This is a genomic window from Streptomyces yatensis, from assembly GCF_018069625.1.
Taxonomy (GTDB): Bacteria; Actinomycetota; Actinomycetes; order Streptomycetales; family Streptomycetaceae; genus Streptomyces; species Streptomyces yatensis.
Window position 1 is genome coordinate 6,195,238 of the sequence record NZ_CP072941.1, and the last position, 15,178, is coordinate 6,210,415.

Below are 15,178 nucleotides of genomic sequence, written 5' to 3' on the forward strand. Positions count from 1 at the left end.
GGTGGCCGAGGTGGCCGAGAGTCGGCACGTATACACGTCGTACGTGGTCCGGGAAGCTGCCCGTATCGGGCTGGGTGGGTGGTGCGTGGCTGGCGGTGGGCCGCGCGATGCGGGGGGCGGCATCAGCGGGTCGGCCGTCGTGATCAGAGGCGCGCGGCCGTCGTGGTCAGAGGCGTGCGGCCGTCGTGGTCGGAGGCGGGCGGGACGAGAACGCGCCGGTCAGGCCCCCGGGACGAGGACGACCTTTCCGATGACGGTGCGGGACTCGGCGAGCGCCAGCGCCGAAGCGGCCTCGTGCAGCGGGATCTCGGCGGCGATCCGCGGGGTGAGGACGCCGTCGGCCACGAGGCGCAGTACCTCGGTGAGGTCCTCGGTCAGCCGGCGCCGCCATTCCGTCCGGCAGCGCCGGCCCGCCCAGAAGTTGTAGAAGTGCGCGCTCTTGCCGTTGGGCAGTGAGTTCCATGCCGCGAGCTGCCCGAACAGCTTCAGCACCGGCAGTTGCGAGCTGCCCTCTTCGTCCTTCGTCGCCGCGGTGCCGTACGAGACCAGGGTTCCGCCCCGGCGCAGCAGCCGCCACGACTGCACCACTCCGGGACCGCCGACGTGGTCGAAGACCGCGTCGACGCCGTCCGGTGCGATCTTCCGGATCTGGTCGTACATGTCCGGGTCGCGGTAGTCGACCGGGATCGCGCCCAGTTCGCGCACGCTTGCGTGGTGCCGCGCCGCGGCCGTGCCGATCACCGTGATCCCGGCGTGCCGGGCGAGTTGCACGAGGATGGAGCCGACACCGCCGTTGGCGCCCAGCACCACCACGGTTCCGCCGGCGCGCACCTTGGCCGTCCGGTGCAGCATCTGCCAGGCGGTGATCCCGTTGACGACCACGGTCTCCGCGGTGGCCGCGGCCATGCCGTCCGGCACCGGCATCAACTCCGCGGCGTCGATCAGCAGATGACTGGCCCACGCGCCGACCTTGGTGACCGCGGCGAACCGGCGTCCGGTCATCCCGGCGTCCACGCCGGGCCCCGTCGCGGTGACGGTGCCCACCACGTCGTACCCGGGCACGAAGGGGAACGGTGGCTGGTCGTAGTACTTGCCGCGGCGCATCTGCTGCTCGGCGAAGCAGACTCCGGTCGCGTCCATCCGCAGGAGGACCTGGCCCGTGTCCGGAGCGGGAAGGTCGCGGGTCCGGACCTCCAGGCCGCTCGGCTCGACCGCGCCGGGCAGGACGATCTCGGTGGCACGGGTGGCGACCGGCGTGCTCATGGGGGCTCCTTGAGGCATCGACTGTGTGTTTACGCGAGTAAGGCTACGCATGTAAGTCGAGTGCGGGCAAGGGGCTACGACCGTAAACTTCGCGCTGTAAGGTTACGGAACGAAGAGGGCCGGCGCGGGGCTCGGTGCGGACCGGCCCGAGGAGGGGATGAAGGCGCTCGAAGAGGGGATCGCCGGGCTCGGCGCCGTGCGACCGGCATGGCGCCGTGCGGGTGGGGTGCCGTCGCGACGGCACCCGTCGTCCCAGGCGGGTGTGTGGGTCGCCGGGAGTGGCGATCAGGCGTTGCCCGGGGGTGGTGACCAGGTGGTGATCAGGTGGTGCCCGGGTCGGTGATCAGGCGTCCTTGAGCCGGGTGATTCCGGTGATGATGGAGTCCGCGATGCTCTCCTCGGACCAGGGGAAGGCCCGGATGACGGCACGCTGGTGCGCGAGACCGTGCAGGCTGAGCCACAGCGTGATCGCGTCGAGCGACGGGTCGCTGGTGGCGCACTGGCCTGCGGCGGCGCAGTCCGTGAGGACGTCGACGAGTACCTGAATGGCCCCCGAGCCGAGGCTGACGAGGTCCTCCTCGGTCAGGGAGTTGTCGCCCAGGGTCGGCATCCAGAGGCCGCCGAACATCGTGCGGTAGCGCTCGGGGTGGCTCTTCGCGAAGGCGAGGTAGGACCGGCAGACCGCATACAGCTGTTCTCGTGGGTCATCGCCGGCCTCCTGTGCGACGGAGCGCAGGAGGGTTTCCAGTTGGGCGAATTCCCGCTGTACGACGGCCAGCATGATGGCCGGCTGGTCGGGGAAGTGCGGGTAGATCGACGGGGCGGCGATGCCCACTTTGCGGGCGACCGACCGCAGGGTGATGGCGTGTTCGTCGCCGGTCTCGTCGAGCAGTGCCGCGGCGGCGGAGATGATGTCCTCGCGCAGGCGGCTGCCCTCGCCGCGACGGTTGCGCGTGCGCGCCCGTTTCGGTGCGGCCGGGCCTGCCGCGCTGGTCTTCTCCACCCCGTAACCTTACACCCCGAAGTTTATCGGTGTGACCTCGACGTGGGCCTCGAGGACTGGGGCGACGGCTGAAGGGCACGCCGAGGCACGGGCACCGCCGAGGCACGGGCACCGCCGGGGCAAGGACCCACCGCCGGGACGCGGTCCGGCTGTCACTGACCGCAAAAGGGGGCGGCCCGGCACCCAGGAGGTGCCGGGCCGCCCGTCGTTCGGGGGGTGGTGTTACTTCACCGCGCCCGCCATCACGCCCGCCACGAACTGCCGCTGGAAGGCGAAGAAGACCGCCAGCGGGATGAGCATCGAGACGAAGGCGCCCGGGCCGAGGATGTCGATGTTGTTGCCGAACTGCCGGACCTGCTGCTGCAGGGCGACCGTGATCGGCGGGTTGCCGCTGTCCGCGAAGATCAGGGCGACCAGCATGTCGTTCCAGACCCACAGGAACTGGAAGATGCCCAGCGAGGCGATGGCCGGGCCGCCCAGCGGCATCACGACGCGCAGGAACAGGCGCAGTTCGCCCGCGCCATCGAGGCGGGCCGCCTCCAGCAGTTCCCGGGGGATCTCCGCGAAGAAGTTCCGCAGCAGGAAGATCGCGAAGGGGAGGCCGAAGGCGGTGTGGAAGAGGACCACGCCCGTGGTGGTCTGGAAGATGCCGATCTCACCGAAGAGCTTGGCCACCGGGATCAGCGCGACCTGGACCGGGACCACCAGCAGGCCGACCACGATGAGGAACCACCAGTCGCGGCCGGGGAAGTCCATCCAGGCGAAGGCGTAACCGGCCAGCGCGCCGATCACCACGACCAGCAGGGTCGCCGGGACGGTGATCGCGAGGGTGGTCCACAGCGAGTCGGTGATCTGCTGATTGCCCAGGATCTTGTCGTAGCCGCTGAAGGTGAGCTGCCCGGGGTCGGTGAAGACCTTCCACCAGCCCGAGAGGTCCACCTCGGCCGGGTCCCGCAGGGAGGACAGCAGCAGTCCTGCGGTGGGCATCAGCCACAGCAGGCCGATCAGGAGGAGGACGACCCGCATCACCCCGCCGCCGGCGCGGGCGGCGATCCGCGCGACCAGGGACTGCTTCGCCTGTACGACCGTGTCCGCGCTGGTCATCGGCGGCTCTCCCTTCGGATCCGGCGGATGTTGATGAACATGATGGGCAGCACGAGCAACAGCAGCAGTACGGCGATGGCGCTGCCGAGGCCCTGGTTGACATCGGTGCCGAAGGACGACTGGAAGAGCTGGAGCGCCAGCACGTTGGCGTCGTCCTGCGAGGGGCCCGGCGCGATGATGTACACCAGGTCGAAGATCTTCATCACGTTGATCATCAGTGTGACGACGACGACCGAGAGCACCGGCGCCAGCATCGGCACCGTGATCCGCCGGAAGACCTGCCACTCGGTGGCGCCGTCCATCCGCGCGGCCTCCATCAGCTCACGCGGCACCCCCGCGAGCCCCGCCGCGATCAGCACCATCGCGAAACCGGCCCAGATCCAGACGTACGCCCCGATGATGGCGGGGGTGACGATGGACGGGCCGAGCCAGTCCACGCCGTTGTACGGCTGGGCGAAGTTCCAGGCGGGCAGCCGCAGTTGGGCGCCCTCGGCCTTGGCCGGGAGGGTGTACGTACCGTCCGACGCCGAGGTCGTCCGGGCGACGACCTTGCCGTCCTTGACCGCCTCGATCTTGAGGTCGGCCATCGCCTTCTCGCCCTTGTCGATGGCGCCCTGCTCGCCACCGCCGCCCCGGGTGAAGTCGAACCAGACGGTGCCGGTCACCTTCCCCGGCTCGGCCTTGGCGGCCTTGGCGTCCTGCGCCCCGCTGATGTCCCCGCGCTTGGCCGCGACCAGCGGCAGCGAGGCGGGGGTGCCGGCGCGGACGGTGTCCCGGGTGGTGAACGAGCCGCCCGGCGCCTCGGTCAGCCCGGCGGTGGGACGCGGATGGGCGCCGGGGAACGGCGGCGACTCGCTGAAGGAGTCATGCACGCTCACCCACATGGCGTTGGCCACGCCCTTGTCCGGGTCCTGCTCGTAGACCAGCCGGAAGATGATGCCCGCCGCCAGCATCGAGATCGCCATCGGCATGAAGACGACCAGCTTGAAGGCGGTGGCCCAGCGCACCCGTTCGGTGAGCACGGCGAAGATCAGGCCCAGGGCGGTGGAGACGGTGGGGGCCAGGATCAGCCAGATGATGTTGTTCTTGATCGCCGTCTTGGTGGCGTCGTCGGAGAACATCTCCTGGTAGTTGTCCAGGCCGACGAAGCCATTGCCCGAGGCGTCGAAGAAGCTCCGGTAGACGGAGTAGCCGATCGGATAGACGACGAGGGCACCGAGCAGCACCAGGGCGGGCAGCAGGAACACCGCCGCCAGCCAGGGGCGGGTGCCCATGACGCTCTTCCTCTTCTTGGCGCTCGGTCGCTTTGCCGGTGGGGCGGACGATGCCCGGCCAGGTGTGGCCGCGCCGTCCGCTGTCGCGGTCGACATGATGTGGTTCTCCCGGTCGAGTGGTCAGTTCTTGTACGCCTTGGCGGCATCCGCTTCCAGCTGGCGCTGGATGCCTTCGACATTCCTCGGGTTCTTGAGGAAGTCCTGGAGCGCTTTCCATTCGCCCTGGGCCGGCTTGCCACCGAAGGAGGCGGGAGCCTGGTCGGACATGTCGAACCGGAAGTCATTGCCCGCCGCGATCAGCGCTTGTGCGATCTTGCGCATCGAGGCATTGGGATAGGCGCTGAACTTGACGTTTTTGTTCGCCGAGATGAATCCGCCGGACTGGGCCCAGATCGTCCCGGCGTCCGGGGAGGCGAGGAAGGTGAGCAGCGCCTGCGCCGCCTTGCTGTTCTTCAGCGCCACGCCGACGTCGCCGCCGGTCACCACCGGTGCCTTGCCGCCCACCGCCGGGAACGGGAACACCTTCGCGTCCTGGTCCAGCTCCGCGCCCGCGTCGGCGACGTTGGCGGCGACGAAGTCGGCCTCGAAGACCATGCCCGCGTCCGGCTCCGCCTTGTTGCCGAACGCCTTGGTGACCGAGTCCGGGAACGCGGTCTGCAGCGCACCGCTCCGGCCGCCCGCGACCAGACCCTTGGTGCCCCACAGCTCGGCGAGCGTCTCGAGCGCCTTCTTCACCGACGGATCGGTCCACTTGATCTTGTGCTGGGCGAGCTGGTCGTACTTCTCGGCGCCGGCCTGGGAGAGATAGACGTTCTCGAACCAGTCGGTGAGCGTCCAGCCGTCCTGGCCGCCGATCGCGACCGCGTCGGTGCCGGAGTCGGAGATCAGCTGGGCCTGGGCCAGGAATTCCTGCCAGGTCTTCGGCACCTTGGCGCCCGCGTAGTCGAACGCGGAGGTGTTGTACCAGAGCAGGGATTTGTTGCTGGTCTTGAAATACACCCCGTAGGGCTTGCCCTCGTACGAGCCGAGGTCCTGCCAGCCCTTGGCGTAGTTCTTGGCCAGCTCGGCGCTGGCTTCGGCGCCGAGCGGCTTGGCCCAGCCCTTCTGGGCGAACTCGCGCATCACGCCGACCTGCCCGACCATCGCGACATCCGGCGGGGCGCCGCCCGCGACCTTCGAGCCGACGAAGCCCGCCATGTCGTCACCGCTGGGCACGAAGGAGACCTTGGCGCCGGTGCGTTTCTCGAACTCCTTCAGCACCTTGGTGAAGTTCTCCTGCTCGGTGCCCGTCCATACCGCGGTGACCTGGAGTTTCTGCCCCTTGAGAGATGGCAGCTTCACGGTGTTCGGCGGCGGACCGCCGCTGACCGTGTCTCCGTCGCCACCGCCGCAGCCCGCGGCGGTGAGCATGAGTGCTCCCGCCGCCAGCAGGGCCACCGCAGCTCGTGTCGAACGCTTCGCAGGAAGCGATACGTGCATCCCCGTGTTCCCTCCGATGCCGACCGCCCCCGTGCGGCCGTGTCCCGTGCGAGTAGTCCTACGCCCGGTCACCGAACGTGGCAATACTGCGTCCGGCGTTCACTCACGGATCGTGACCGGGCCGTGATGAACGATCGGCAGAGAACGGGGCAGGCGGGTCAGACGGGAGGTTGGGCAGAACGGCTCGGAAAGCCGGTCAGGAGCGACGGGATCGCCCGGGAACGGTCAGGAAACGGGCAGGGTGTGGCGTATGGCGGGCAGGGGCGGACAGCGGGTGATCGGGGGCGGTCAGATCAGTGCGGGTGCGGTGGGCGCGTCCGCGGACTGCGCGGCGCGCTGCAGCGCACTGGCGAGAAGTGCGAGGTCGGTGGGGCCGTTGCCCAGCTCGCGCAGCGGCCGGCGGGCGGGCGGATCGCCCATCCGCCGCCATTCCAGCGGCACGACGGTGGGCCGCTGGGTGGCGGTGCGCGGTATCCGTCCGGTCACCCGGCCCGCCTGAAACGGGGTCCCTCCGGCGTCCTCCGGGCGGAAGAGCCGCCCACGGCCCGGTGCCGGGTCGCCGCCCGGGGCTGCTGCGGCTGCGGGGGTGGATGTGACCGAGCGTGGCGAGGCGGCGGGGGCCGTATCGGGCCGCTCGGCCTCCCCGTGGTGGGCGGGGTGTGCGGGGTCCAGCGGGCGCGGGTCCAGGACGATCCGGAGTCCGGCCCGCTCGACGGCCACCGTGTCCGCCGTACGGTCCGGGCGGCCGGACGCCACGACCAGATGCACCCCGAGGCGGGCGCCGTCGCGGGCGATCGCCTCCAGGGCACGGACGACCGAACCGGCCGCCGGGCGCCCGGGACTGCCGAGGGCCGGGGCCACCAGCGCGTCGAAGTCGTCGACGAGCACGACGAGACGGGGGAGGAAGGGGCGGGAGCGGGTGGTTGCCGCTGCCGCTGCCGCTGCCGCGCTCGCGGTGCGCTGAGCGCGCAGATTGAGCGTGTGGAGGGTGTCGCTCGGGGGCGGATCGATGTCGCCGGGCGGGCGGGGCGAGACGACCCGGGCGGAACCGGCGCCGGGGGAGCCCGCGGTGTTGCTCGGGTCGGCGGTGCCGTCACTTCGGCCGTCGCCCTCGCCATCGCCGTGCCGCGGGCTGGCGTGCCAGGCGGTGAAGTCGAGCCGGTCCAGCAACTCGGCGCGGCGCTTGAGCTCCGAGCTGAGCGCCTGCGCGAACTCCCGCATCCGCACCGGGTCGGTGGCCGCCAGATGCGTCGAGACATGCGGCAGATCCGTGCAGACCCGCAACCCCTCGCCCGCTCCGGCCCCGGCGCCGTCGACGAGGATGAGCTCGAGGCGGTCCGGCCGTTCGGCGGCCGCGAGCGACGCGGCGAACGAGCGCAGCAACTCCGTCTTACCGGTGCCCGCCGTGCCGTCGATCAGCGCGTGCGGACCGTCGGCGGCCAGATCGACCGCGAGCGCGCCGCGCGGCCCGGCGCCGAGCACCGCCAGCGCCCGGCCGCCCGCCGGGGCCTCGTCCGCCGCGGCCGCCCAACGGGCCAGCAGCGACGCGGGAGTGGCCCGCGCCAGGCCCAACTCGTCCAGCAGCCGCGCCGAATCCGGCAGCGGAACGGTCGGCGGGCCGTCGGAGCCGCCGAACGCGCCGCCCTGCGCGGAGGCGGCCGGGCGCAGGGGCGCGAGCGCCCGCGCGAACCGCTCGGCCCACGCCGCCGACACCGCGTCCACGGTGACGGTCGTGGTGGCGCCGGTCGCGCCGGTGATCCCGGAGACACCGGTGACCCCGGCAATGCCGGACGTGGCTCCGTCCCCGTCCCCTTCCCTGTCCCCATGGACGATCTGCAGCCCCGTGGCCACATCGCCGCTCAGCACGGCCGCCACCCCGGAGGCCGCGAAGGCCGGGGACGCGGCGCACGCGGCCTCGTAGCTCATCGGCAGCGGGGACACGGGCGACGCGGCGGGCGCCTCGGTCAGACAGAGCAGATGGATCCCGGCCGCGGAACCGCTCACCGCCAGCCGGGCGAGCGTGTTGTGCAGCGCGGCCGGACCGGGGGCGCCGTCCACGACCACCACGGTGCGCGGCCCGACGTGGCGCGCCGCCGCGGCCGCCGCGGCGGCGGGGGAGGCACTCGCCCAGCCGGGGCCCAGCGGCCCGTCCTCCAGCCGTCGGGTCAACTCGTCCGTACGGGCCGTGGCCTGCTCCCCGTCATACGCGAGCAGCAGGCGGCAGTCCTGGCCGCGCATCGGCTGGAGCTGCGGCAGCCAGCCGAGCCACGACCACTCCGCGAGCCGCTCCTCGCCGCTGATCAGGACGATCTCCAGCGCGGCCGGTGAGTGCAGGGCCGCCAACTGCGCCACGACGGACCGGGCGAGCCCCGCCACCCGCGCCCGCGGCCCCGCCAGCCCCAGCGAACCGCACCGCCGCAGATCGACGGTCACGGGCGCGGCGACGAGCAGCCCGCCGTCGGCCGCCAGTTGGTCGGCCGAGCCGAGACGCACGGTGAGCGCGTCCGGATGTCCTTGGGTGCGCTCCCACAACCGGGAGCCCGGCCCCAGCGCCGTCATCAACACGGTGGCCGGATCCGGCCACCGCCGCTGCAGCAGCTCCGCCTCCGCGGCCGCCCGCTCCGCCGCGCCCCGCCCGCCCCCGTCCTGCCGCGCCCCGACCCGCTCGGCCGCCTTCCCCCCGGCCAACTGCCGCACCCAGGCCCCTATCCCCCGCCGCCGCGCCTGCGCCCCCGGCGCATCCAGCGCATAGGCCCCGGCATGCGTACGATCGCCTGCCCCACGCCGCCCGGGGCCGCCGGCCCCGGAGCCCCCGGCTTCCGGCCGCCCGGCGTCGGCCGATCGGTCGCCCGGGCCGCGTCCGCCGCGCTGTCCGCTGTCGGCTGGAGCCCCGCCCCGGCCCGCGTGGCCGGGGTCGGCTGAGCTGTGGCCGCCGCGCCGTCCAGCGCCCGGCTGGCCGCCGGGGTAGGGGCCGCGCTGTCCGGAAGCGGCTGATGGGCCGTCGTACGGCGCTCCCTGGTGGCCCGCGTCGGCGGGCTGTCCGCCGGTGGCGGAGGGTCCCTGGCCGTACGGCTGCCCGCCGCGCCGGGCGGCGCCGTAACCCGCGCCCGGACCCGGCTGCCGCTCGGAGTCGGCGTCGCCGCCGTGGTGGCGGCTGTGGTCTGCGTCCGCGCCGCCGTACGGCGAGCCGCCGGGGCTCGCGTCGGCGGGCTGGTTGCCGGCGGACCAGGGCCGCTGGGGGCGTCGGCCGCGTCCGTCCGTGTCGCCGCGCCCTTGGCCGTACGGCTGCCCGCCGCCCGGGGTGGCGCCGTAACCCGCGTCGCGGCCCGCGCCCGCGCCGCCGTACGGCGAGTCGTCGGGGTACCCGTCGCGAGGGGGCGGGCCGTGGCCTGTGCGGCCGGGGTCGGCCGAGCGGTCGGCCGGGCCCTGCCCGCCGCGCGACCCCGGCTGGCCGCCGGGGTACGCACGCTCGGGGGCTTCGCCGCGCCCTCGACCGTGCGGCTGCCCGCCGCTGCCGCCCGTGCCGGGCCGGTCCTGGGCGGGCCGCTCGGGCTGGCCCGCGGGGCCGTGTCCGGCGGCTCCCGGCCGGGGGACGCGCTCGCCGCGTCGGGTGGGGGTGGTGGACGGGTCGTCGTACGGCTGGTCGCCAAGGGCTGTGGGCCCCTGCTGGCCCCGCCCGCGTCCGCCCGTTTCGCCGTGTTCTTCGCCACGTGGCCGCTCACCGCGCCGACCGGCGCCCGCGGCGCCGTGAGGGGATCCGCCCGGGCTCACCGAGCCGTCCCCGGTCGGCCGGCGGTCAGCACGCCTGTCCTGGTCATCGTGTCCGGACCCGTGACCGCCCGTGCCGCCGCGTCTCCCAGCGGCGGCCCCCTCGCCGGGGTGCCATCCGTCGTCCCGGTGGCCATGGGCGTCCGTCGCGCCCCGGGCCCCGGCCCCCGCTCCGCGCGCTCCGGTGGCTGCCGTGCCCGGACCCCAGCCATCGTCGTCCCGGTGGCCCTGGCCGCCCGCTCCGCGCGCTCCGGTGGCTGCCGTGCCGGGGCGACCTGAGCCGTCGTCCTGGTGGTCGTGGCGGCCCGTCCCGCCCCGGGCCCCGGCGCCCGCGTCGCGTGCTCCGGCGGCGCCCGTGCCGGGGCGACTCCAGCCGTCGTCGCCCCGGTGGCCCTGGCCGCCCGCTCCGCCCGGGGCCCCGGTGCCTGCGCCGCGGCCCGGGGCCCCCGCGCTCGCGCCGCGCGCTCCGGCGGCGCCCCTGCCGCGATCTCCGGCGGCGCCCGGGCCCGGGCTCCAGCTCTCCTCGCCCCCGCGGGGGTCGCGCGCCCCGGAGGCCGAGTGAGGCTCGTCACCGGGCTGGGTGACTCGGGTCCAGCCGGTGCCCGGGTGGTGGGGCGGGGGTGTCCAGGTGCCCTCGGTGGAGTGGGTGGGGGCGGACTGGGGGGCGCCGGTCCAGGGGCCCTCGGCGTGGGTGGGGTGGTCACCGGCGGGTGTGACGCGGAGGTGGCCCTCGCCGTCCGCGTGGACCGGAAGGCGCGCGGGGGCCGACGGGAGCGCGGAATCCGCGGAGGGGACGCGCAGCCGCAGGGCGGACTCGCCGATCCGCAGCAGCGCCCCCGGCTCCAGCGGCACCGGATGGGTGCCCACGGGGACGCCGTCGGCCGCGGTGCCGTTCGTCGAGCCGAGGTCGGCGATGGTCACGCGGCCGTCCTCGGCGACCGTGACCGCGCAGTGCAGCCGGGAGACGTCGGGGTCGTCCAGCGGGACGTCCGCGTCGGCGGAGCGGCCGATGCGGACCTGGCCGCCGTGGAGCAGATGGACGCCGCCCGCGTCGGGCCCCGCGACCACGTCCAGATGGACCGTGGCGTCGGCCACGGCGGTCTCGGGGAGGCCGGGATAGCCGGGGTAGTGGCCGGAGTCGGGGTCGGCCGGGGTGTGCAGGGAGAGCACCGCGCCGTCCACCAGCGGCGGCTCGCCCAGCGCACAGCGCTGCGGGTCCAGCCGCTCACCGCCCGCGTACAGCACCACCGCGCCGCCGCCACCGCTGCCGCCCCCCGCCTCGTACCCGGCCGCGGCGACCGCGTCGGCGAGCCCACTGGCCACCGAGGCGAGGGCCGTGCCGACCGGGGCGGTGACCAGGACGTCCACCGCGCCCATGAGGGCATGCGGCGCGGACGCGGGCGCAGGATGGTGGCCGGAACGGCCCGGGTGGGCGCTGCGCGGCCCGAGGACGGTCAGCCGAATCTGCATCGCCGTCAACGGTCCCTTCTGTCCGGGGGGCCGGGCAGGGGTGCCGACCCCCACCACCGCCCCCAGGCCCTTCGGCACGTACAGGTCCGTACGGGGTCGTACGGGTCACGGAGCGTGAGCCCCCAACCGCTCGGCGCTTCGTGCTGCCTGCATCCTCGCACCTGCCACCGACACTTCGCCCGCCGCCCGGCGCCACATGATCTTGATTGGTCGGCTAGTCGGCCGAAACTGGCTGATTGCGACCGGAACGGCCGCCCTTGAGACGCCCGCGGGTGCCGGTTCGAGCGGCGATCGAGCGGCCCGGACCAACACTGGCAACCATCTGTCCGGATCACACGTCTTCCCCCGCGCCGGGCCCTGGTGTGGTGATCGGATAGGGCTCACCGTGCGTCGCCATTACAGTGGTGCGGACGAGCACCACAAGCAGACCGTCAAGCAGGGCAGCGAACAAGGCAGCAAGCAGAGCAGTCCAGCAGAGCAGCAAGCAGACCATCGCAGACCACCGATGTAAGACCACGATCAGGGAGCGCATGACGTGCGGCCGGTAGGCAGCAAATACCTGCTCGAGGAGCCGCTCGGGCGCGGAGCCACGGGCACCGTATGGCGGGCCAGCCAGCGGGAGGCGGCGGGGGCCGAGGCCGCCGTGGCCGGGCAGCCCGGCGAGACCGTCGCGATCAAGGTCCTCAAGGAGGAGCTCGCGAACGACGCGGACATCGTCATGCGCTTTCTCCGCGAGCGCTCGGTGCTGCTGCGGCTCACCCACCCCAATATCGTCCGCACCCGTGACCTGGTGGTCGAGGGTGATCTGCTGGCCCTGGTCATGGACCTGATCGACGGCCCGGACCTGCACAAGTACCTGCGCAGCAACGGCCCGTTCACCCCCGTCGCCGCATCCCTGCTCACCGCCCAGATCGCGGACGCGCTCGCCGCCAGCCACGCCGACGGCGTCGTGCACCGCGACCTCAAGCCCGCCAACGTGCTGCTCGCGGGCACCGGTGAGGGCCAGGAGATGCACCCGATGCTGACCGACTTCGGCATCGCGCGCCTGGCCGACTCACCCGGCCTCACCCGCACCCAGGAGTTCGTCGGCACCCCCGCCTATGTGGCGCCGGAGTCCGCCGAGGGGCGTCCGCAGACCTCCGCGGTGGACATCTACGGCGCGGGCATCATGCTGTACGAGCTGGTCACCGGCCGTCCGCCGTTCGCCGGCAACACCGCCCTCGAGGTCCTCCACCGCCACCTCAGCGAGGAGCCGCGCCGCCCCTCGACCGTGCCCGAGCCGCTGTGGACCGTCATAGAGCGCTGTCTGCGCAAGCGGCCCGAGGAGCGCCCCAGCGCCGAGAACCTGGCCCAGGCGCTGCGCGTGGTCGCCGCCGGTGTCGGGGTGCACGCCTCCGCCGCGCAGGCCGAGGCGGCGCTCGGCGTCGCCGCGCTGCTCGCCCCGGACCCGGCGCCCGCGCCGGTCCCGGACACCGGGCCCGGGGACTCGGCCGACCCGACCCAGGTGCTCCCCAACGCACCGGGGGGCACCCCCTCGTACGACCCTGCCGCGGCCACCAATGTGATGCCGACCACCGGGGCGAACGCCGGGGGCAACGCCGACCCCACCCAGGTGCTGCCGAGCGGCTCCGGCCCGGCCGGAGGCGCCGATCCGACGCGCGCCATGCCGCCCGTGCCGCCGGGCCAGGACGATCCGCACCCCTGGCAGAACCAGCTGCGCGCGGCCCGCGACCGCAATGAGCAGACCCAGGTCCAGTACCTCGACCCGAGCCAGGACCCGCTGCGCCGCCGCCCGCACCGCCCGGCGCCCCAGCAGCAGTATCAGCAGCAGCAATACCAGCAGCCGCAGCAGTATCAGCAGCCCCAGCAGCCGCCGCAGCGCCAGCGGGGCCGCCAGCAGCCGCCGCCGTACGCCCAGCAGCAGCCGCAGCAGTACGCCCCGGCGCCGCACCACCCCCAGCAGCCCCAGCCGCAGCGCTACGCCCCGCCGCCGCAGCAGCCGGAGCCGCGCCGGGAGCCCCGGCAGCGCGGCTCCAGCCCCAACCGGATGAAGATCCCGGGCCTGGGGTGCCTCAAGGGCTGTCTGTTCGTGATCGTGGTCCTGATCATCGGCTCCTGGCTGGTCTGGGAGCTGACCCCGCTCAAGGACTGGATCGCCGAGGGGCAGAGCTACTGGGACGCGGTCACCGGCTGGGCCAAGGACGTCCAGAAGTGGATCGAGGACCTGGGCGGCCCCAGCAGCTGATCCGTCGGCGTCACCCATCGCCGTTTCCGGCCCGACTCTCCGGCCGGATCCTCGCCTCCCCACCTCCGACTCCGGTGATTTGTCGACATCCGAAGGGTGTTTTCCGCCGCAGAAGTGACAGTTGGCGTTGTCTGGTGCACCCAACGCGCCAGTAGCCGCGTAGCTTTGTCGCCAACGTGCCCCCCTTGTCGGAGGATTCGGAGCAGTCTTGTCACGGAAGATCGGCAGTCGGTACACCGCGCACCAGCTCCTGGGGCGCGGCAGCGCCGGCACGGTGTGGCTGGGCGAGGGACCCGAGGGCCCCGTCGCCATCAAGCTCCTGCGTGAGGACCTCTCCTCCGACCAGGAGCTCGTGGAGCGCTTCGTCCAGGAGCGCACCGTACTGCTCGGCCTCGACCACCCCCGGGTGGTCGGGGTGCGCGACCTGGTGGTCGACGGCAATGACCTCGCGCTGGTCATGGACCTGATCCGCGGTACGGATCTGCGCACCCGGCTCGACCGCGAGCGCCGGCTCGCCCCCGAGGCCGCCGTCGCGATCGCGGTGGACATCGCCGACGCGCTGTCCGCCGCGCACGCCGCCGGGGTCGTCCACCGCGACGTCAAGCCGGAGAACGTACTGCTGGACATGGGGGGCCCGCTCGGCCCCGGCGGTGCCCACCCCGCCCTGCTCACCGACTTCGGCATCGCCCGCCTGGTGGACGAGCCGACCCCGATCCGCGCCCAGCCGGCCCGCGACCGGGCCTCCTCCCAGGGCCGCTCGCCGAACCCGCGCAGCGTGATCGGCACCCCGGACTATCTCGCGCCCGAGATCGTCGAGGGGCTGCCGCCCCGGGCCAGCGTGGATGTGTACGCCCTCGCGACGGTGCTCTACGAGATGCTGGCCGGCTTCACGCCCTTCGGCGGCGGCCATCCGGGCGCGATCCTGCGCCGCCATGTGACCGAGACCGTGGCGCCGCTGCCCGGGATCCCCGACGAGCTGTGGCAACTGCTCCTCCAGTGCCTGGCCAAGGCGCCCGCCTCCCGGCTGCGCGCCTCCGAGCTGGCCACCCGGCTGCGCGAGCTGCTGCCCAGCCTGGCCGGATACCCGCCGCTGGACATCGACGAGCCCGATGAGCAGCAGGAGGGCGAGCGGCGGGAGGGCGCGGAGGCACAGACCCCGCACCGCGGCGTCTCGGTGCCCGCCGCCGGGCCCGCCCCCACGCCCACGCCCTCGCGACGGCGCGGCGCGGTGCCGCTGGTTCCCGGCGCGGTGCCGGACTCCAGCCGCGAGACCCACACCAGCATGCGGGTGCCCAGCGCGGACGAGCTCGCGGGCGGCGCCCACGGCACCGCCCGCGCCCCCCGGGTGCACGGCCAGCGCCGGGCGGGCTCGGCCCGTAACCCCGCGGTCGCGGGCGCGCTGCGCCGCCGCCGGCTCAAGGTGGCCGCGGTCACGCTGGCCGCCCTGGTCGCGGTGGGGCTCGGCGGCTGGCTGGTGGCGGGCGGCGACGACGGCGGCGATCCGCCCAAGGGCGGCGAGCACTCCGCCTCCCAGGACCCCGGTACGCCATGACCGGGGACGGTCAGTCTTCG

General features: G+C 73.9%; 8 protein-coding genes. 2 read left to right on the forward strand and 6 right to left on the reverse strand.

Annotated elements, in window-relative coordinates:
* Positions 1–219 precede the first annotated feature (219 nt).
* From J8403_RS26015 to J8403_RS26040, 6 genes are all read right to left on the reverse strand, one after another.
* Positions 220–1,263 carry a medium chain dehydrogenase/reductase family protein gene (locus J8403_RS26015; RefSeq protein WP_211125268.1) on the reverse strand — a complete coding sequence of 348 codons (1,044 nt, stop codon included), beginning with the start codon at positions 1,261–1,263 and terminating at the stop codon, positions 220–222.
* A gap of 343 nt (positions 1,264–1,606) precedes the next feature.
* Positions 1,607–2,266 carry a TetR/AcrR family transcriptional regulator gene (locus J8403_RS26020; RefSeq protein ID WP_211125269.1) on the reverse strand — a complete coding sequence of 220 codons (660 nt, stop codon included), beginning with the start codon at positions 2,264–2,266 and terminating at the stop codon, positions 1,607–1,609.
* A 222-nt stretch (positions 2,267–2,488) separates the two neighbouring features.
* Positions 2,489–3,370: a carbohydrate ABC transporter permease gene (locus J8403_RS26025; RefSeq protein WP_211125270.1), complete on the reverse strand. Its 882-nt coding sequence runs from the start codon at positions 3,368–3,370 to the stop codon at positions 2,489–2,491.
* Complete coding sequence (locus J8403_RS26030) at positions 3,367–4,740, reverse strand: carbohydrate ABC transporter permease (RefSeq protein ID WP_211125271.1); 1,374 nt, start codon at positions 4,738–4,740, stop codon at positions 3,367–3,369. Before J8403_RS26030 ends, J8403_RS26025 begins: the two co-directional genes overlap by 4 nt.
* Positions 4,741–4,764: 24 nt before the next feature.
* Positions 4,765–6,123 carry an ABC transporter substrate-binding protein gene (locus J8403_RS26035; protein ID WP_211125272.1) on the reverse strand — a complete coding sequence of 453 codons (1,359 nt, stop codon included), beginning with the start codon at positions 6,121–6,123 and terminating at the stop codon, positions 4,765–4,767.
* Between the two features lie 288 nt (positions 6,124–6,411).
* Complete coding sequence (locus tag J8403_RS26040; protein WP_211125273.1) at positions 6,412–11,361, reverse strand: FtsK/SpoIIIE domain-containing protein; 4,950 nt, start codon at positions 11,359–11,361, stop codon at positions 6,412–6,414.
* 535 nt (positions 11,362–11,896) lie between these two features.
* On the opposite strand from J8403_RS26040, the gene J8403_RS26045 reads away from it, so the two are divergent.
* Both J8403_RS26045 and J8403_RS26050 read left to right on the forward strand, forming a co-directional pair.
* Complete coding sequence (locus J8403_RS26045) at positions 11,897–13,606, forward strand: serine/threonine-protein kinase (protein WP_211125274.1); 1,710 nt, start codon at positions 11,897–11,899, stop codon at positions 13,604–13,606.
* A gap of 208 nt (positions 13,607–13,814) precedes the next feature.
* Positions 13,815–15,158 carry a serine/threonine-protein kinase gene (locus tag J8403_RS26050; RefSeq protein WP_211125275.1) on the forward strand — a complete coding sequence of 448 codons (1,344 nt, stop codon included), beginning with the start codon at positions 13,815–13,817 and terminating at the stop codon, positions 15,156–15,158.
* The last annotated feature ends 20 nt before the right edge of the window (positions 15,159–15,178 follow it).